General features: G+C 65.1%; 17 protein-coding genes and 1 other RNA gene. 11 read left to right on the top strand and 7 right to left on the bottom strand.

Annotated features, from left to right (window positions below):
- The first annotated feature begins 30 nt into the window (after positions 1-30).
- The gene (locus R3E49_RS01715) at positions 31-1,431 is read left to right on the top strand and encodes an FAD-binding oxidoreductase (RefSeq protein ID WP_371293464.1); all 1,401 of its coding nucleotides are present in this window, start codon (positions 31-33) and stop codon (positions 1,429-1,431) included.
- 10 nt (positions 1,432-1,441) lie between these two features.
- Here the strand turns inward: R3E49_RS01715 and rpiA are convergent, their stop codons facing one another.
- On the bottom strand, positions 1,442-2,116 hold the full coding sequence (rpiA, locus tag R3E49_RS01710) for a ribose-5-phosphate isomerase RpiA (protein ID WP_371293463.1): 675 nt from the start codon (positions 2,114-2,116) through the stop codon (positions 1,442-1,444).
- Positions 2,117-2,273: 157 nt separating this feature from the next.
- Between rpiA and ilvA the strand changes: the two genes are divergently transcribed.
- On the top strand, positions 2,274-3,809 hold the full coding sequence (ilvA, locus tag R3E49_RS01705; RefSeq protein WP_371293462.1) for a threonine ammonia-lyase, biosynthetic: 1,536 nt from the start codon (positions 2,274-2,276) through the stop codon (positions 3,807-3,809).
- 254 nt (positions 3,810-4,063) lie between these two features.
- Positions 4,064-4,207 (top strand): hypothetical protein, encoded by a 144-nt coding sequence (locus tag R3E49_RS01700; RefSeq protein ID WP_290740446.1) that lies wholly within the window; start codon positions 4,064-4,066, stop codon positions 4,205-4,207.
- Here the strand turns inward: R3E49_RS01700 and R3E49_RS01695 are convergent.
- The 4 genes from R3E49_RS01695 to R3E49_RS01680 all read right to left on the bottom strand — a co-directional run bounded on the left by R3E49_RS01695 (position 4,197) and on the right by R3E49_RS01680 (position 5,558).
- Positions 4,197-4,796, bottom strand: coding sequence for a 5-formyltetrahydrofolate cyclo-ligase (locus tag R3E49_RS01695; RefSeq protein ID WP_371293461.1), 600 nt, complete (start codon positions 4,794-4,796; stop codon positions 4,197-4,199). The two genes, R3E49_RS01700 and R3E49_RS01695, sit on opposite strands and share 11 nt — an antisense overlap.
- An 8-nt stretch (positions 4,797-4,804) precedes the next feature.
- Positions 4,805-4,984: non-coding RNA, 6S RNA (gene ssrS / locus R3E49_RS01690), on the bottom strand.
- Positions 4,985-5,025: 41 nt separating this feature from the next.
- Entirely contained in the window at positions 5,026-5,352 is a 327-nt protein-coding gene (locus R3E49_RS01685) for a cell division protein ZapA (protein ID WP_290740441.1), read from the bottom strand.
- Positions 5,349-5,558: a TIGR02449 family protein gene (locus R3E49_RS01680; RefSeq protein ID WP_371293460.1), complete on the bottom strand. Its 210-nt coding sequence runs from the start codon at positions 5,556-5,558 to the stop codon at positions 5,349-5,351. The genes R3E49_RS01685 and R3E49_RS01680 overlap by 4 nt, the downstream gene beginning before the upstream one ends.
- A gap of 171 nt (positions 5,559-5,729) precedes the next feature.
- Here R3E49_RS01680 and R3E49_RS01675 point away from each other — a divergent pair, with 171 nt between their 5' ends.
- The 6 genes from R3E49_RS01675 to R3E49_RS01650 all read left to right on the top strand — a co-directional run bounded on the left by R3E49_RS01675 (position 5,730) and on the right by R3E49_RS01650 (position 11,866).
- Positions 5,730-6,341 (top strand): UPF0149 family protein, encoded by a 612-nt coding sequence (locus R3E49_RS01675; protein ID WP_371293459.1) that lies wholly within the window; start codon positions 5,730-5,732, stop codon positions 6,339-6,341.
- Between the two features lie 39 nt (positions 6,342-6,380).
- The gene (gene pepP / locus R3E49_RS01670; RefSeq protein WP_371293458.1) at positions 6,381-7,703 is read left to right on the top strand and encodes a Xaa-Pro aminopeptidase; all 1,323 of its coding nucleotides are present in this window, start codon (positions 6,381-6,383) and stop codon (positions 7,701-7,703) included.
- On the top strand, positions 7,700-8,941 hold the full coding sequence (gene ubiH / locus R3E49_RS01665; RefSeq protein WP_371293457.1) for a 2-octaprenyl-6-methoxyphenyl hydroxylase: 1,242 nt from the start codon (positions 7,700-7,702) through the stop codon (positions 8,939-8,941). Before pepP ends, ubiH begins: the two co-directional genes overlap by 4 nt.
- The gene (locus R3E49_RS01660; RefSeq protein ID WP_371293456.1) at positions 8,934-10,169 is read left to right on the top strand and encodes a UbiH/UbiF/VisC/COQ6 family ubiquinone biosynthesis hydroxylase; all 1,236 of its coding nucleotides are present in this window, start codon (positions 8,934-8,936) and stop codon (positions 10,167-10,169) included. Before ubiH ends, R3E49_RS01660 begins: the two co-directional genes overlap by 8 nt.
- Positions 10,170-10,280: 111 nt before the next feature.
- Entirely contained in the window at positions 10,281-10,670 is a 390-nt protein-coding gene (gcvH, locus tag R3E49_RS01655) for a glycine cleavage system protein GcvH (protein ID WP_371293455.1), read from the top strand.
- Complete coding sequence (locus tag R3E49_RS01650; protein ID WP_371293454.1) at positions 10,667-11,866, top strand: class I SAM-dependent rRNA methyltransferase; 1,200 nt, start codon at positions 10,667-10,669, stop codon at positions 11,864-11,866. Before gcvH ends, R3E49_RS01650 begins: the two co-directional genes overlap by 4 nt.
- On the opposite strand, the gene R3E49_RS01645 is transcribed toward R3E49_RS01650, so the two are convergent.
- The gene (locus R3E49_RS01645) at positions 11,847-12,503 is read right to left on the bottom strand and encodes an HAD family hydrolase (protein ID WP_371293453.1); all 657 of its coding nucleotides are present in this window, start codon (positions 12,501-12,503) and stop codon (positions 11,847-11,849) included. The two genes, R3E49_RS01650 and R3E49_RS01645, sit on opposite strands and share 20 nt — an antisense overlap.
- Before the next feature lie 110 nt (positions 12,504-12,613).
- On the opposite strand from R3E49_RS01645, the gene R3E49_RS01640 reads away from it, so the two are divergent.
- Positions 12,614-13,108 (top strand): RNA pyrophosphohydrolase, encoded by a 495-nt coding sequence (locus R3E49_RS01640; protein ID WP_290740415.1) that lies wholly within the window; start codon positions 12,614-12,616, stop codon positions 13,106-13,108.
- A gap of 11 nt (positions 13,109-13,119) precedes the next feature.
- Positions 13,120-15,390 carry a phosphoenolpyruvate--protein phosphotransferase gene (gene ptsP / locus R3E49_RS01635; protein ID WP_371293778.1) on the top strand — a complete coding sequence of 757 codons (2,271 nt, stop codon included), beginning with the start codon at positions 13,120-13,122 and terminating at the stop codon, positions 15,388-15,390.
- On the opposite strand, the gene R3E49_RS01630 is transcribed toward ptsP, so the two are convergent.
- A complete protein-coding gene (locus R3E49_RS01630; protein ID WP_371293452.1) occupies positions 15,368-16,174 on the bottom strand; it encodes an NRDE family protein in 807 nt (268 codons plus the stop codon). The two genes, ptsP and R3E49_RS01630, sit on opposite strands and share 23 nt — an antisense overlap.
- Positions 16,175-16,302: the final 128 nt, after the last annotated feature.

Below are 16,302 nucleotides of genomic sequence, written 5' to 3'. Positions count from 1 at the left end.
CCTCGACTAACTCGACTGCGGAGTATCCCTGTGTCCACCATCAGCCCGGAAGTGTTGCAGGCGTTGCAAGCCTGTGTTGGCGAGTCCCGTGTCCTGACCGACGCAGACTCCCTCGAGCGCTACGGTCGCGACTGGACGCGGGTGCACACCCCCGCGCCGTCCGCCGTCGTGCTACCCGGCAGCATCGAGGAGGTGCAGGCCCTGGTCGAGGTCGCGCTGGCCCGGCAGCTGGCGCTGGTGCCTTCCGGTGGTCGCACCGGGCTCAGTGCCGGGGCCGTGGCTTGCCAGGGAGAGGTGGTCATCGCGCTCGACCGCCTGAACCGGATCGACGAATTCAACCCGGTTGACCGCACGGTGCGCTGCGGGGCCGGTGTGGTGACAGCCCAGCTGCAGGCTTTCGCTGCGGAGCAGGGGTTGTTCTACCCGGTGGATTTTGCCTCCAGCGGGTCCAGCCAGATCGGCGGCAACATTTCCACCAACGCCGGTGGTATCAAGGTCATACGCCACGGCATGACGCGTGACTGGGTGGCGGGCCTGAAGGTGGTGACCGGTCGTGGCGAACTGCTCGACCTGAATCGCGGCCTGGTCAAGAACAATGCCGGTTACGACCTGCGCCAGCTGATCATCGGGGCCGAGGGCACCCTGGGCATCGTTGTAGAGGCCACCATGCAGCTGGCGCGGCCCCCGCAGAACCTGACGGTGATGGTGCTCGGAGTGCCGGATATGGCCGCCGTGATGCAGGTGCTGGAAACCTGGCAGGGTGCCATGGATCTGCAGGCCTTCGAATTCTTCTCCGAACTGGCGCTGCAGAAGGTCGTCGCGCACCAGGGTCTGCAGCGGCCATTCGAGACCGTCAGCGGGTTTTATGCCCTGCTGGAGTTCGAGCAGCACACCGAGGCGGAACTCGATCAGGCCATGGCGCTGTTTGAGCACTGTGTGGAACAGGGCTGGGTGGTGGATGGCGTGGTCAGCCAGAGCGTGGCCCAGGCGCAGGCCCTGTGGCGGCTGCGCGAGGATATCTCGGAAACGATCTCCCGCTGGACGCCCTACAAAAACGACATCGCCACCACGATCGTGCGCGTGCCCGACTTCCTTGCAGAGGTGGAAGCCGTGGTCAACCGGGCCTATCCCGACTTCGAGATCGTCTGGTTTGGGCACATCGGCGACGGCAATGTGCACCTGAACGTGCTCAAGCCGGATGAGTTGCCCATGGCCGAGTTCCAGCAGCGCTGTGGAGAGGTGAGCCGCTGGGTGTTTGAGATTGTGCAGCGCCACGAAGGCAGTGTGTCAGCAGAGCACGGTGTTGGCCTGTTGAAGAAGGATTACCTGCACTACAGCCGTTCGGAGGCGGAAATCGCGATCATGAAACAGATCAAACAGGTCTTTGACCCCCAGGGCATTATGAACCCGGGCAAGATTTTCGACCTGTAGGCGCGCGGACTCAGCTGGCGCGCAGGGTTTCCACACCCTGCGCTGTGCCCAGCAGCAGAACATCTGCCGGCCGCAGGGCGAACAGGCCGTTGGTGACCACGCCGGTGATATTGTTGATTTTCGCCTCCATGGCCAGCGGTTGCGGGATGGAGAAGTTGTGGACGTCGAGGATGACGTTGCCGTTGTCAGTGACCACGCCCTCCCGGTAGACCGGATCGCCGCCCAGCTTCACCAGCTCCCTCGCTACGTGGCTGCGGGCCATGGGGATAACCTCCACGGGCAGCGGGAACTGACCCAGGGTGTGCACGCGCTTGCTTTCGTCTGCAATGCAGATAAAGGTGCGCGCCACGGCGGCGACAATTTTCTCACGGGTCAGCGCCGCACCGCCGCCCTTGATCAGTTGCAACGCAGCATTGGCTTCGTCCGCACCATCAATATAGAAGTCGACCTGGTTGACGCTGTTCAGGTCGCTCACCTGGATGCCGTGTTGGCGCAGTCTGGCTGCAGAGGCCTCGGAGCTGGCGACGGTGGTATGGAAGTCACCCCGCAGTGCGGCGAGCAAGTCGATGAACAGGTTGGCGGTGGAGCCTGTGCCGATGCCGAGCACGGTGTCGTGCTCCAGATGGGGTTTGATGAAATCCAGCGCAGCCTGTGCGACCGCCTGCTTGAGCGCGTCCTGTGTCATATTCGCCTGCCCGCTTCATGCCAAAAGAGAAAGTATAAAGCATAACGGGGCGTGTCCGGCGGATATCGAAAAAACCCGCACCGCGCCTGCAATCAGTGCTGAAAATCCGCGTCAGCTCCATTACCATGGCGGGCTGGCTTTTTACTGGATCACGCATATGCCCTCCTCGTATATCAAGCGCATTCTCGATGCTCGCGTGTACGACGTCGCGCGCGAGACCCCGGTCGATGAAGCCATGTTGATGTCGCGTCGCCTCGGCAACCGCGTGCTGTTCAAGCGCGAGGACTTGCAGCCCGTGTTTTCCTTCAAGCTGCGTGGCGCCTACAACAAGATGCAGAAGCTGTCCGCCGAACAGCGCGCCTGTGGCGTGGTGGCCGCGTCTGCCGGCAACCATGCCCAGGGCCTGGCCATGGCGGCGCAGCATATGGGCGTCAAGGCCACCATCGTGATGCCGCGCACCACCCCACAGATCAAAGTCGATGCGGTGCGCAACCGGGGCGCGAGGGTGGTTCTGCACGGAGACACCTTCGACGAGGCATCGGTCTACGCGCAGAAGCTGGTGGCGGAAAAATTCATGGTGTACGTGCACCCCTTCGACGACCCGGATGTGATTGCCGGGCAGGGCACGGTTGGCATGGAAATCGTGCGTCAGCTGCAGCGGCCGCTGGACGCGATCTTCGTGCCGGTGGGCGGCGGTGGCCTGCTTGCCGGCGTCGCCGCCTATATCAAGTACGTCTGGCCCGAAACGCGGTTGATCGGCGTGGAGCCGGAGGACGCCGCCTGCCTGCAACTGGCGCTGCGCAAGGGCCGCCGCGCCGTACTGCCGGAAGTCGGCCTGTTCGCGGACGGCTGTGCCGTGGCGCAGATCGGCAAGGAGACCTTCCGCGTTATCCGCAGCACGGTCGATGAGGTGATCACCGCCACCACGGACGAGATCTGCGCCGCTATCAAGGATATCTTCGAGGATACCCGCGGCATTGCCGAGCCTGCGGGCGCGCTGGCGCTGGCTGGCCTGAAGAAATATGTCGAAACAACGGGAGTGCGCGACCAGGACCTGCTGGCGATTGTCAGCGGGGCGAACACCAACTTTGACCGGCTGCGCTATATTTCCGAGCGCACCGAGGTGGGCGAGCACCGCGAAGCGGTGATCAGCGTGACGATTCCCGAGCGCCCCGGCAGTTTCCGCACCTTCTGCAGTGCCCTCGGCCGGCGCAATATCACCGAGTTCAATTACCGCTATTCCGATGCCGGGTCTGCGCTGGTGTTCCTGGGCCTCTCTGTGATTCCTGGCGGCAGTGACCTGAGCGACCTGCTGCAGGACCTCGGCGAGCAGGGTTACGCCACAGAAGACATGACCAACAACGAGATGGCCAAGTTGCATATCCGGCATATGGTGGGCGGCAGAGCGCCCGCTGACCTGACGGATGAAGCGGTGTTTCGCGTGGAATTCCCCGAGCGGCCGGGTGCGCTGCTGAAGTTCCTGTCGGGCCTCGGGCAGCGCTGGAACATCTCCCTGTTCCACTACCGCAACCACGGCGCGGCCTATGGCCGCATCCTGCTCGGTGTGCAGGTGCCGCGCGCGGAGCGCAGGGCGTTTCGCGACGTGCTCGATGCGGTAGGTTACCCGTGGTGGGATGAATCCGATAATCGCGCCTATCAGTTGTACCTCGGCCAACCCCAAATGGGGCAGTAATGCCCCGTTGATAAGGAAAATGTCGAGATTTCAATAGTTTCGGGGTTTTCTTTCGATAAACGCTGAGCTAGACTTCAAAAAATAGTGTGAAAAATTGCCAAAAAGATTCAGTGCAGGGCCGAAAAGAGCCTTGGGAAAGTGGAGGGCGCCGGCGGTCTGTGTCGGCGTCATCCGGGGGTGCGGTAGGGTGGCTTGCCAGGTGCGAAGCCGCCTGCCGTCTTGGATTGCGAGAACTGTGTACAAAGAGTGTCGTTGTGAAGAATAAGCCAGACTTCTTCCTGTTGATTGCTGCCGCCTTCGGCATCGGCGTGCTGGTGACCATGTTGTTGCCCCTGTCCGCGAGCGATTCGGTTGCCGCACCCGCCTCCGAGTTACAGGCCGGCGTTATCATCGAGTAGGCGCCCTCTCCTGCACGTCGCAGGCTGTCAGGCCCGACTCCGTCAAAACCCAGTGTACTGGGATGTCCCAGGCTGCTCCGTTCAAGCCGGTAATCTGCTGGCATGCGTAAGCCAGGCCCACACACAATAGACCCCGGGCGTCCGCCAGGGTCCGATCATAAAAGCCACCACCCATGCCCAGACGGTAGCCGTCACGCTGCCAACCCACCAGCGGCATAACCAGCACGTCCAGTTCCCCCGCGGTGCGGCTGCGGTGGCTGCTGTCGGGTTCGGGGATGCCGTAACGGTTGGCCTGCATTGCCTGATTGTCCAGCCACTCGCGAAAGACCAGCGTGCGCTGTTGCGTCAGGACCGGGAGATAGGTTCGCTTGCCCTGTGCCCGGCAGGCCTGTGCCAGAGGCTGCGTGCCGAGTTCGCCATCGTTGGGCCAGTACAGGCCGATATGCCGCGCAGCGTCCCAGCCGGGCAGCTTGTGGATGTGCTCGGCAACGGCGCGTGCGGCTGTGGCCTGTTGTTCGGCTGGGAGTGCCTTGCGTCGCTCGCGGAGCTGGCGCCGCAGGACGTCGCGTGCGTCCGGTTCAGATGGCATGAGAGAGGTGGATTCCCGGCATGACGTTGACAGAGTTGCCCTGAACCCGACGGTTCAAGGAGGAGGGCCCTGTACTGTATCAGGCTTTCCGGACAGCGCCGGACATGCACACCAACAACAACGAGGAACCTCCGGGTATAGACTTATCGGCTCGAGGACTGTCTGCCTGGCGCCCATGCCAGGGATCCAGCGGCCAGTATACACGATCTGGAGGTCGGGCTGGCTGCGATCAGCCGATTTCCAGCTGCCGCAGCTGGTAGAGTGCCTCATCCACTTTGCGCTGCAGGCTGGCGACTGCCGTCGTGTCGACCGCTTCATCCGCCACCGCAGGCACCGTGCCCTGTCCGGAGGCCTTGAGCAGTTCGTGGCTGATGTTGAGTGCCGCCATGACCGCGATGCGCTCCAGGCCGATGACCTTGCCGGTGTCACGTATCGCGCGCATCTGCTTGTCGAGGTAGCGGGCTGAGATGATAAGCTCAGCCTGCTGGTCTTCGGGGCAGGCGACCTGGTATTCCTTGTCCAGAATATGCACCGAAACGGTGTTGACCGTACTCACTGGCGTTGCTCCATGGACCGCAGGCGGGCGATCATTGCTTCGACTTTGTTACGCGCCAGGTTGTTTTTACTGATGAGGTCCTCACGCTCCAGGCGCCAGCCGTCATTCTCGCGTTTCAGGCGCTGATTTTCCCGGTTAAGATCCCGGCACAGGGCGATCAGTTCATCGATTCTGGTCTCCAGAGTCTGGAGCTGGGTATCTGCCATGACGTGCTACTTGGGCTGTCTGGATATAGCGCTTACTATAGAGCCGGCTGTGTGACAGGTCAACGCAGCAAAAGTTTTTAAATTTCAATGGCCTGCCGACCTTTTCGTAGTATCCGGTGGAACTGCGGTGGTGGTTTACGCCGAAAACGGGCGCAACAGGGAGTAACTTGGATGTTCGACAGGCTACCCGGTGATACCGGGCTGTTTGACTTCGACGACGTCGCCGACCAGTTGCTGGAGCAGGGCGTGTCACTGTCACCAGCGGAGGTGCACGGCTGCCTGGTCGGGCTGCTCGCCGCGGGCCACAGCGCGGAACCGGGTGCGGGGCTCAATGCATTGAACCAGGCCCTGGATCTCGATTTGCACGGCGCCCTCGCGGATGAGGTCATGCAGCTGTATGCGCAGTGCAGCGAGGCGCTGGGAGAGGACCTGTTCGATTTTACGCCGCTGTTGGCGGATGAAAGTCACGATCTCGCGGTGCGCACAGAAGCCCTGGCCGACTGGTGCCGGGGCTTTCTTACCGGCTTCGCCCGGACGGTGGCCGCCAGTGGCACCGGGGGTGAAACACTGCCCGGTGACAGCACGGAAATACTGCGCGACTTCGCCGCCATGGCCCAGGCCAGCGCCGAGGACGAGGATGAAGACGATGAGGACGCGGAGAATGCCTATTTCGCGCTGGTCGAATACCTGCGCGTGGCCGCGGTGAACGTGTTTCTTGACACGCGCGCCCGCCAGGAGGATCGCGAGCGCGCGCTCAAGGGCAAGCCCGATGCGCTGCATTGAATGGAACGCTGCGCAGCGCAGTGGCGAGGGGATCACGGCGTGAAAATCAGTCGACAGGAATTCGCGCGGCGGCGCCAGCGGCTGATGGCCCTGATGGAGCCGAACAGTATCGCGATCATACCCGCCGCGCGCGAGCAGTTGCGCAGCCGCGATACCGAATATCCCTTCCGTCAGGACAGCGATTTCCACTACCTGTGCGGGTTCCCGGAACCGGAGGCGGTGCTGGTGCTGATTCCGGGCCGCGGACATGGCGAATACGTGTTGTTCTGCCGCGAGCGGGACCCGACGTTGGAGCTCTGGCACGGCTATCGCGCGGGCCCTGAGGGCGCCTGCAGTGACTACGCCGCCGACGATGCCTTTCCGATTGGCGATATCGATGACATTCTGCCCGGCTTGATCGAGGGCCGCGAGCGCGTGTACTACTCCATGGGGCGCAGCGCGGACTTCGACCGCCGCATCATGGCCTGGGTCAACCTGATCCGCAGTAAAGAGGCCAGCGGCTCGGTGCCACCGGGTGAATTCACCGATCTCGACCACATGCTGCACGACCTGCGCCTGAAAAAGAGTGCCGCCGAACTGCGCCTGATGGCCCGGGCGGGGGAGATCACCGCCAGGGCCCACCGCCGCGCCATGTGCAGTGCGGCGCCTGGCGTGTATGAGTACCAGCTGGAGGCCGAATTGCTGCATGAATTCGCGCAGGGCGGCGCCCGTTTTCCGGCCTATCCGTCCATCGTCGGCAGCGGGCCGAACAGTTGCATTCTGCATTACACCCAGAACGCGCGCGCGATGCGCAAAGGGGAGCTGGTGCTGATCGACGCGGGCTGTGAATACCAGGGCTACGCCGCCGATGTCACGCGCACATTCCCGGTGGACGGCCGTTTCTCGCGGCAGCAGCGGGCGATCTACAACATCGTGCTGGAAGCGCAGCAGGCCGCCATTGCCGCGGTGCGCCCCGGCAATCACTGGAACGCGCCGCACGAGGCCACGGTGGAGGTGATTACCCGCGGCCTGCGCGACCTCGGGCTGCTCGCCGGCGACGTCGCCGACCTGGTGGCCGCGGGGGCCTACCGCCCCTTCTACATGCACCGGGCGGGTCACTGGCTCGGGCTGGATGTGCACGACGTGGGAGATTATCGCGTGGCCGGCACCTGGCGGCAGCTGGAACCCGGGATGGTGCTGACGGTTGAGCCCGGTATCTACATTGCGCCGGACAACAGCGACGTGGCACCGCGCTGGCGCGGGATCGGTGTGCGCATCGAAGACGATGTCGTGGTCACGGAGGACGGCTGTGAGCTGCTCACCGGGCTGGTGCCACGAGAGCCGGACGCGATTGAGGAACTGATGGCGGCGGGGCGGCGATGAGCGCGCGGGATGTCGTCATCGCCGGCGGCGGCATGGTGGGCATCAGCCTGGCCCTTGCCCTTGCCCGAAAGCTGCCCGAGCAGGTACGCATCACGCTGGTCGAGGGCTTTACACTGCCACCGCCGGCTGCTGCAGCGCCCGACTATCACCCCGCCTTTGACGCACGCTCCACGGCACTGAGCTACAGTTCCGAGCGCATTTACCGGTCCCTGGGGCTGTGGCCGCTGTTGCAGCGTTGGCTGTGTCCGATAAGCACTATTCATGTTTCCAGCCGGGGCCATTTTGGCAGCAGCATTCTGCGCGGGGCGGACTATGGCTGGGGTGCCCTGGGCCATGTGGTCGAGAACGCATGGTTGGGGCAGGCCCTGTTGCATGCGCTGCGCAGCGAGCAGCGCGTGGAGCTGCTGAATCCGGCGCGTGTGACCGCAGCCAGGCCGACGCCCGAGGGTGTGGTGCTGTCGCTGGACGGGGAGGCCCCCGCCACGCTGACCACGGCGCTGCTGGTGGTTGCCGACGGTGCCGACTCCGGCCTGCGGGAAGGCCTGGGCGTCGCCGCAGCGGAAAAGTCCTACCGCCAGCATGCACTGATCTGCAATGTCGCGACCGCGGAGCCTCATGCCGGTTGCGCCTTCGAGCGCTTCACGGATGAAGGGCCGCTGGCCCTGTTGCCACTGCTGCCCGCGGCGGGTGCCCAGCATCGCAGCGCGCTGGTCTGGACCTTGCCACCGGAGCGCGCGGCGCAGCTACTGGAGTGCCCGCAGGACGCGTTTCTCGCCGCCCTGCAGCAGCGTTTTGGCTACCGGCTGGGGCGCCTGCAGCAGGTGGGGGCGCGCCACGCCTACCCGCTCACCCTGCGCCACTGCGACGAGCAGGTGCGTGCCGGTATCGCGGTCATGGGCAATGCCGCCCACGCCCTGCATCCGGTAGCGGGCCAGGGATTCAACCTGGCCTTGCGCGACATCTGGGCGCTCTGTGATGTACTGGCAGCGGGTGTGGCGCGCGGCCAGAGCCCCGGCGCTCTGAGCCTGCTGCAGCAGTACCGTGCGCGGCAACAGGCCGATCAGCGGCGCACGATCGAGTTCAGCGACCGCTTGCCGGCGCTGTTCATGCACAACGACCCGATGCTGGCCCTGGCCCGCGACCTCGCCCTGTCCGGCCTGGACTGGGTGGCACCGCTGAAGCGTGCCTTTGTGGCACAAGCCGCCGGCCTGCAGGCACTGGAGGCCGCGCATGACTGAGCTGCCGCCCTGTGATGTGGCCATTGTTGGCGCTGGCATTGCCGGTTCGGCGCTGGCGGCGGCGCTCTCTGGCCGCGGGCTGCAGATTGTGGTGATTGAGGCCCAGGGAGATGAGCGCGCGGTATTGCCGGATGCCCTGGCACTGGAGAGCTTCGATCCTCGCGTGGTCGCGCTGAACCCCCGCTCCCGCCGCCTGCTCGATGAGCTCGGGGCATGGCAGGCGGTGGCTGATTACCGGCTCTGTGCCTACGACCACATGACGGTCTGGGACGCCGAGGGCACCGGCTCCATTGATTTCGACAGCGCCGATGTCGGTGCTGCAGCGCTCGGTTACATTGTGGAGAATCGCGCCCTGGTGCGCGCGCTGCTGGGCAGGCTGGCGGCGTGCCCCGATGTCCGCCTGCTGGCCCCCGAATCCCTCGCCGGCTGCGAGCGCGCCGCCGATGGTACCCTGACCCTGACTCTGGCCTCGGGTGCGCAGTTGCGCCCTGAACTCGTGGTGGCCGCGGATGGGGCGCATTCGCGCCTGCGGGAGCTGCTCGCCTTCCGTACCCGGGAGTGGGACTACGGCCACCACGCCGTAGTCGCGACGGTGCAGGTCGAGCGACCGCACCAGACCACCGCCTGGCAGCGCTTCCTGCCGACCGGTCCGCTGGCGTTCCTGCCGTTGCCGTCCACCCCCGACGCACAGTACTGCTCGATTGTCTGGTCGCTGGATTCCTCCCGCGTAGAGGGTATCCAGGCGTTGCAGGCAGCGGAGTTCTGCGTCGCGCTGGAGCGCGCCTTCGAGGGGCGCCTCGGGCGGGTAGTGGGCTGTTCGCGGCGCTTCGCGTTCCCTCTGCGCCAACGCCACGCGGTGGACTACGTGCAGCCCGGCGCCGCGCTGGTGGCCGATGCCGCGCACACCATCCACCCGCTGGCGGGACAGGGTATCAACCTCGGTCTGCAGGATGTGGCGGCACTGGCGGAAGAAGTCTTGCGTGCACGGGAGCGCGGCGAGCAGCCGGGCAGTATTGCGGTATTGCGCCGCTACCAGCGTCGGCGCAAGGGCGAGAACCTGGCGATGATGGCAGCGATGGAGGGGTTCAAACGCCTGTTCGAGCAGCCTGCGCTGCCCCTGCGCTGGCTGCGCAATGCCGGCATGCGCGGTGTTGATCGCGCCGGACCGCTGAAGCACCAGCTGATGCGCCAGGCCATGGGGCTGACGGAATCAGGCGCCCTCGAGTAGCGCACTGTCGGCGGTACCCGATACGGGGACAGATTGTTTTTCAGAGGTCTCCCGGTAGAATGCGCGTTTCCCCTGTCGGCCGACGCCGATCACCGTACGAGAGGACGCACCATGAGCATGACCCCGAGTGAATTGAAGTACGCGAGCAGCCATGAATGGGCGCGTCTGGAAGAGGACGGCACCGTGACGATCGGTATCACCGACCACGCGCAGGAGGCTCTGGGCGATGTGGTGTTTGTTGAAGTGCCCGGTGTGGGTGATCGACTGGCGGCCGGCGACGAGGCCGGCGTCGTGGAGTCCGTCAAGGCCGCATCGGATATCTATGCGCCCATCAGCGGTGAAGTCATCGCGGTGAACGAGGCACTGGAAGACGAGCCCGAGACGGTTAACTCCGACCCGTACAACGACGGCTGGTTTTTCCGCCTGCAGCCCGAGGACACCAGTGAACTCGAGAAACTGCTGAGTGCCGAGGACTACGCCAACCACTGCGCCGACGAGTGAACACCGACCTGTTCCTGCGCGCTGGGGCCGACCGGCGCCTGGCCGCGGGGCACCTCTGGGTATTTTCCAACGAAGTCGATGTCCAGCGCAGCCCGTTGCAGTCCTTTGCCGCGGGTGACCTGGTGCAGGTGCGTCGCGCCAACGGCGCCCTGCTTGGCTCTGCCTACATGGAGCCGCAATCCCTGATATGTGCCCGGCTGTACGCCCACGGCCGTGAGCAGGCGCTGTCCAGCCAGTGGCTCTCCGCCCTGGTGGCGCGCGCGCTCGCCAGTCGTGAGGCGTTGCTGCCCGGGCAGTGCTACCGCCTGATCTACGGCGACAGTGACGGCATCCCCGGCCTTGTGGTCGACCGCTTCGGCGATTACCTGGTCATGCAGTTCCACAATGCAGGAATAGAGCAGCATGAGGCCGCAGTCATTGAGGCGCTGGCCCGTGTGCTGCAGCCCGCCGGCATCCTGCTGCGGGCAGACAGTCGCAGTCGTCGCGAGCAGGGCCTTGCAGACCGGGTGGAGGTGGTATTCGGCGAGGTGCCCGAGGTGCTGCCTCTGCAGGAAAACGGTGTGGCGTTTGCGGCACCGGTGTTGCAGGGGCAGAAGACCGGCTGGTTCTACGATCACCGCATGGCCCGGGCCCGCCTGCGGGACTATGCACCCGGTCAGCGGGTGCTGGACGTCTACAGCTACATAGGTGGCTGGGGAATTCAGGCAGCGGCCTGCGGCGCCAGCGCCGTGCTCTGTGTCGACAGTTCGGCGGCGGCCCTGGCCGGCGTGGAGGCGAATGCCCGGCTCAACGGCCTGGAAAGCAGGGTGGCGGTGCGCCAGGGGCAGGCCGCCGATGTGCTGCAGGCCCTGCGCGACGAGGGCCGGCAGTTCGATCTGGTGATTGTTGATCCGCCGGCGTTTATCCAGCGGCGCAGGGATATCAAGAAAGGTATCAAGGCGTACCAGCGGATCAATGAGCTCGGTCTGGGCCTGCTCAGCCCCGGCGGCGTGCTGGTGTCCGCCTCCTGCTCCATGCACCTGTCACGGGCAGACCTGCTGCTGGCCATACAGGGCGCGGCGCGGCGCAGTGAGTGTGACGTGCGCGTGCTGGAGCAGGGCGGTCAGGGGCCGGATCATCCCGTCCACCCGCTGATCCCTGAAACCGAATACCTGAAGTCGGTGTTCTGCCGGCGGCTCAGTCCCGCAGCGATATAACCGGCCAGCCGGCGGCTATCGCGTGGGCCCTGAGGGTCGCATCGGGGTCCACGGCGACGGCGAAGTCGACGCACTCCAGCAGCGGCAGGTCATTGTGGGAGTCGCTGTAGAACCAGCTGCCTGCGAGGTCCAGCTGCCTGCTTTCCAGCCAGGCCTGCAGGCGCAGCACCTTGCCCTGGTGATAGGACGGAATACCCGTGGGCTCGCCGGTGTAGCGTCCCTCCTCCAGTTCGGCTTCACAGGCCAGCAGATCGCTGATACCCAGGGCGTCCACAATGGGCCGCGTGATGAAATGGTTGGTCGCGGTAATCACCAGCAGGTGGTGCCCCTGTTCGCGGTGGTTGGCGATCAGGGCGCGCGCGCGGGGCAGCATGATGGGCTCGATTTTCTCGCGCATGAATTGCCGGTGCAGCGGCGCCAGTTCCTCGGGTGAGCGCCCGCGTAGCGGACCCAGCGCGAAGCGCAGGTAGGCCTCGATATCCAGCGTGCCGGCCTGGTAATCGCGGTAGAAGCGCTCGTTGTCCTCGGCGAACCGGCTGCTGTCCACCAGGCCCTGTTCACAGACGAACTGACCCCAGAGGTGGTCGCTGTCACCCTTGATGAGGGTGTTGTCGAGGTCGAAAATGGCAAGTGTCATGGCGCGCTCCAGGCAGGGCGCGAGAATAGCGTGCTGTGCCGGCAGAGTAAATTTCTCAGACACCGGAAAGTATGGAACAATAGTCGGTCGCATAATAAGGATGGTATCCGGTGATCGATTCAGAGGGATTCAGGCCCAACGTCGGGATCATACTGGCCAATGACGCGGGCCAGCTTCTGTGGGCGCGCCGTATTGGCGGCCGCGATGCCTGGCAGTTTCCCCAGGGGGGTATCAACCCCGGCGAAACGCCTGAAGAAGCTCTGTACCGCGAGTTGCACGAAGAAGTCGGCCTCGGCCCCGAAGCAGTCAATGTCGTCGCAGCCACCCGGGGCTGGCTGCGCTACCGCCTGCCGCGGCGCTTTGTGCGCAAGGATCAGAACCCGGTGTGCATTGGCCAGAAACAGAAATGGTTTTTGCTGCACCTGCGTGCTGCCGACGAGGCCGTGTGCCTCACGGCGAACCAGAAACCCGAGTTCGACCACTGGCAATGGGTGAGTTACTGGTACCCCCTGAACCAGGTGGTGTCGTTCAAGCGTGAAGTCTATCGCCGCGCACTGAAGGAACTGGCGCCGCCGCTCGCACGTCTCACGGATGCGCACAGCTGATGGCAGCCATGATGCTTGAGACGCTCCGCAACATTGTGCAGGAGGTGAACGCCGCCGAGGGGCTCAATGATGCGTTGCAGATCATCGTCAAGCGGGTCCGCGATGCCATGGGGACCGAGGTCTGCAGCGTCTACATGCGCGATGAGGCCAGCGGACGTTTTGTGTTTCGCGCCACGGAAGGCTTGAACCCACTGCAGGTGGGCGAGGCCAGCCTGGCGCCGGGTGAGGGGCTGGTCGGCCTCGTCGCCCAGCGGGAAGAACCGGTCAACCTCGAGGACGCAGAGAGCCACCCCAGCTTCCAGCTGCTGGAAGGTCTCGGCGAAGAGCCGTTCCACGCCTTCCTGGGTGTGCCCATCATTCACCAGCGCGATGTACTGGGCGTGTTGATCATTCAGCAGGCCAAACGGCGCCGTTTTGACGAAAGCGAGGAAGCCTTCCTGGTGACCATGTCCGCGCAGTTGGCGGCGGTCATTGCCCACGCCCGGGTTACCGGTGCGGTGCAGGAGGAATTGCTCGGGGGCGCTGCGGCCCCGGCGCGGATCAACGGCATACCCGGTGCGCCGGGTGTGGCGATCGGCACCGCAGTGGTGGTTTCGCCGGTGGCCGACCTGTATGCGGTACCGCGCAAGACCGCCAGCGACCGGCGCCAGGAGCTGCGCGCGTTCAAGGCGGCACTGGCCAGTGTGCGCGCCGATATCCAGGGCGTCTCCGATAACCTGCGCGGGGAGATGAGCGCCGAGGATCACGCCCTGTTTGACGTCTACCTCGGCATCCTCGACGACTCGGCCATCGGCGGCGAGGTGGCGAGCCTGATCAAGGCCGGGCAATGGGCGCAGGGCGCCCTGAGCGAAGTGATGATTCGCCACATCCGCCATTTCGAGCGCATGGAGCACAGCTACCTGCGCGAGCGTGCGGTGGATGTGAAGGATCTGGGTACGCGAGTGCTTGCTTACCTGCAAGACGCGGCCCGCTCTGAGCAGGTGGTGTACCCGCCACAGACGATCCTGGTGGGCGAAGAACTGACCGCATCCTCCCTGGGCGAGGTGCCCCGGGAGCAGCTGGCCGGGCTGATTTCGGTGCGCGGCTCAGGCAATTCGCATGTCGCCATTCTCGCCCGGGCCATGGGTGTGCCCACGGTGATGGGCGCTGTCGACCTGCCCTACACCCGCCTGCAGGACCGGGAGCTGGTGGTCGATGGCTACAACGGCATCGTACACCTTAACCCGCTGCCGGAGGTGCGGGCGCGGTTTCAGGAGGTGGTGGACCAGGACCGCGCCGTCTCCCGCGATCTCGAGTCCCTGCGCGACCTGCCCTGCGAGACTCTGGACGGTCACCGCCTGCCGCTGTGGGTGAACACCGGGCTGATGGCCGATGTGACGCGTTCACTGGAGCAGGGCGCGGAGGGCGTCGGCCTGTACCGCACCGAAGTGCCGTTCCTGCTGCGGGACCGTTTCCCCAGTGAGGAAGAGCAGCGGCAGATCTACCGGGAGCAGCTTGCCGCCTTTGCCCCGCGTCCGGTCACCATGCGCACCCTGGACATCGGCGGTGACAAGGCGCTGCCGTACTTCCCGATCGCCGAAGACAACCCCTTTCTGGGCTGGCGTGGCATCCGCGTCACGCTGGACCACCCGGAGATTTTCCTGGCACAGGTGCGCGCCATGCTCAAGGCCAATGCCGGCTACGGCAACCTGCGCATCATGTTGCCCATGATCAGCAATATCGCGGAATTCGAAGAGGCCCTGGCGCTGATCCACCGCGGTCACCGGGAGATCGTGCAGGAAGGTACCGAGGTGGCCCTGCCACCCATCGGCGTGATGGTGGAGGTGCCGTCCGCCGTGTACCAGGCGCGGGCCCTGGCACGGCGCGCCGATTTTCTCTCGGTGGGCAGTAACGACCTGACGCAGTACCTGCTCGCTGTCGACCGCAACAACGCCCGCGTCGCCGGCCTGTATCACGCCTATCACCCGGCGGTGCTGCAGGCGCTGTGTATGGTCGCGGATGCCGGTGTCGCAGAGGGCAAGCCGGTGAGCATCTGCGGTGAACTCGCCGGCGACCCGCTGGCCGCCGTGCTGTTGATGGCCATGGGCTACGAGGTGCTGTCCATGAATGCCACGGCCTTGCCGCGGGTCAAGAAGTCCCTGCGCAGCCTGACCCACGCCGAGGCGCGCGAACTGCTGGCGGAGATCATGTTGCTGGAGCACGCCGAGGCGGTGCAGTTGCGTCTGCAGGCCTTCATGGCTGCGCATGGCCTGCAACAGTTTATCCACGCCCCCCTGGGCTGAGTGCCGCAACGAACCGGTAGTCAGTGCGCCCGGCCTGTTGGCCGCTGTGGTCAAACCGGGTTTCCCGCCAGGCGATAGTGGTCTCGGCGCCGTTGCCCGCACGCTGTATCGTCAGTGTCGTGGTGGCCCGGGTACCGTAGTCAGGGGTGACGATGAATTGCGCGGAAAGCCTGCGGTCCATGCGCGCCCCGTGCTCCGACGGATGCAGGGCGTGCCCGGGCGCGAGGTTGCGGTCTGCGACGGCGGTCTGCAGGGCGTCGTGGTCCAGGGTGCCGGCGTCAATCAGCGCCGACAGCCGTGAGCGGGCGCGCAACAGCTTGGGCCAGGGCGTGTCCAGACGTTCATTGCTCAAGCCGTAAATGCCGGGAGGCAGGGGCCTTGCCGGCTCGTCGCCCAGGCGATTGCTGTAATACCAGAGTTCCCCCACGGTCCCGACCAGCAGATTGAACCCCGCGTAGTCGTCCGCGGCAGCGGCCAGACTGCGCAGATAGTCCTCCGGCGTGGTTTCCCCCGTGAGGAAATTGACGGCGAGTTCTCCGCGGGAGCGTGCGGCCGGTGCGGTTTGCGCGGGGTCGCGGAAGTTGGTGACCGCGGCAAAGCGTCCGTTGCGCGTTACGCCCATCCAGGTGCCGCCAGCCTCCAGATCGCGCCCTGCCAGCATTGCCGGGTGCTCCTGCCAGAATCCGGCTGCGGCGGTGGGCCGGCGGTAGAATTCGTCCCGATTGGCCGCCAGCACCAGCGGTGTATCGGTAAGGACTTTCCAGCCAAAAGCAATCAGGCACATGCCGTGTCTTCCCTAATCCGGCTGACCATCGTGCCATCCGCGGTGAGAATTGTGAATCGCGCGCGCGTGCCGGATAATGCCCGCTCGCTCGCCCGGCGCGCGACAGCGCTGGACCGTTGTCATACTCT

Source organism: Haliea sp., from assembly GCF_041395985.1.
Lineage (GTDB): Bacteria > Pseudomonadota > Gammaproteobacteria > Pseudomonadales > Halieaceae > Haliea.
This window is presented reverse-complemented; position numbering and strand designations above follow the sequence as displayed.

Coding starts and splice junctions, on each gene's coding strand:
- ubiH (WP_371293457.1), top strand. CDS start 7,700: ATGAGCGCGCGGGATGTCGTCATCGCCGGCGGCGGCATGGTGGGCATC.
- R3E49_RS01695 (WP_371293461.1), bottom strand. CDS start 4,796: ATGCCATCTGAACCGGACGCACGCGACGTCCTGCGGCGCCAGCTCCGC.
- R3E49_RS01675 (WP_371293459.1), top strand. CDS start 5,730: ATGTTCGACAGGCTACCCGGTGATACCGGGCTGTTTGACTTCGACGAC.
- R3E49_RS01630 (WP_371293452.1), bottom strand. CDS start 16,174: ATGTGCCTGATTGCTTTTGGCTGGAAAGTCCTTACCGATACACCGCTG.
- R3E49_RS01645 (WP_371293453.1), bottom strand. CDS start 12,503: ATGACACTTGCCATTTTCGACCTCGACAACACCCTCATCAAGGGTGAC.
- ilvA (WP_371293462.1), top strand. CDS start 2,274: ATGCCCTCCTCGTATATCAAGCGCATTCTCGATGCTCGCGTGTACGAC.
- rpiA (WP_371293463.1), bottom strand. CDS start 2,116: ATGACACAGGACGCGCTCAAGCAGGCGGTCGCACAGGCTGCGCTGGAT.
- ptsP (WP_371293778.1), top strand. CDS start 13,120: ATGCTTGAGACGCTCCGCAACATTGTGCAGGAGGTGAACGCCGCCGAG.
- gcvH (WP_371293455.1), top strand. CDS start 10,281: ATGAGCATGACCCCGAGTGAATTGAAGTACGCGAGCAGCCATGAATGG.
- R3E49_RS01680 (WP_371293460.1), bottom strand. CDS start 5,558: ATGGCAGATACCCAGCTCCAGACTCTGGAGACCAGAATCGATGAACTG.
- R3E49_RS01660 (WP_371293456.1), top strand. CDS start 8,934: ATGACTGAGCTGCCGCCCTGTGATGTGGCCATTGTTGGCGCTGGCATT.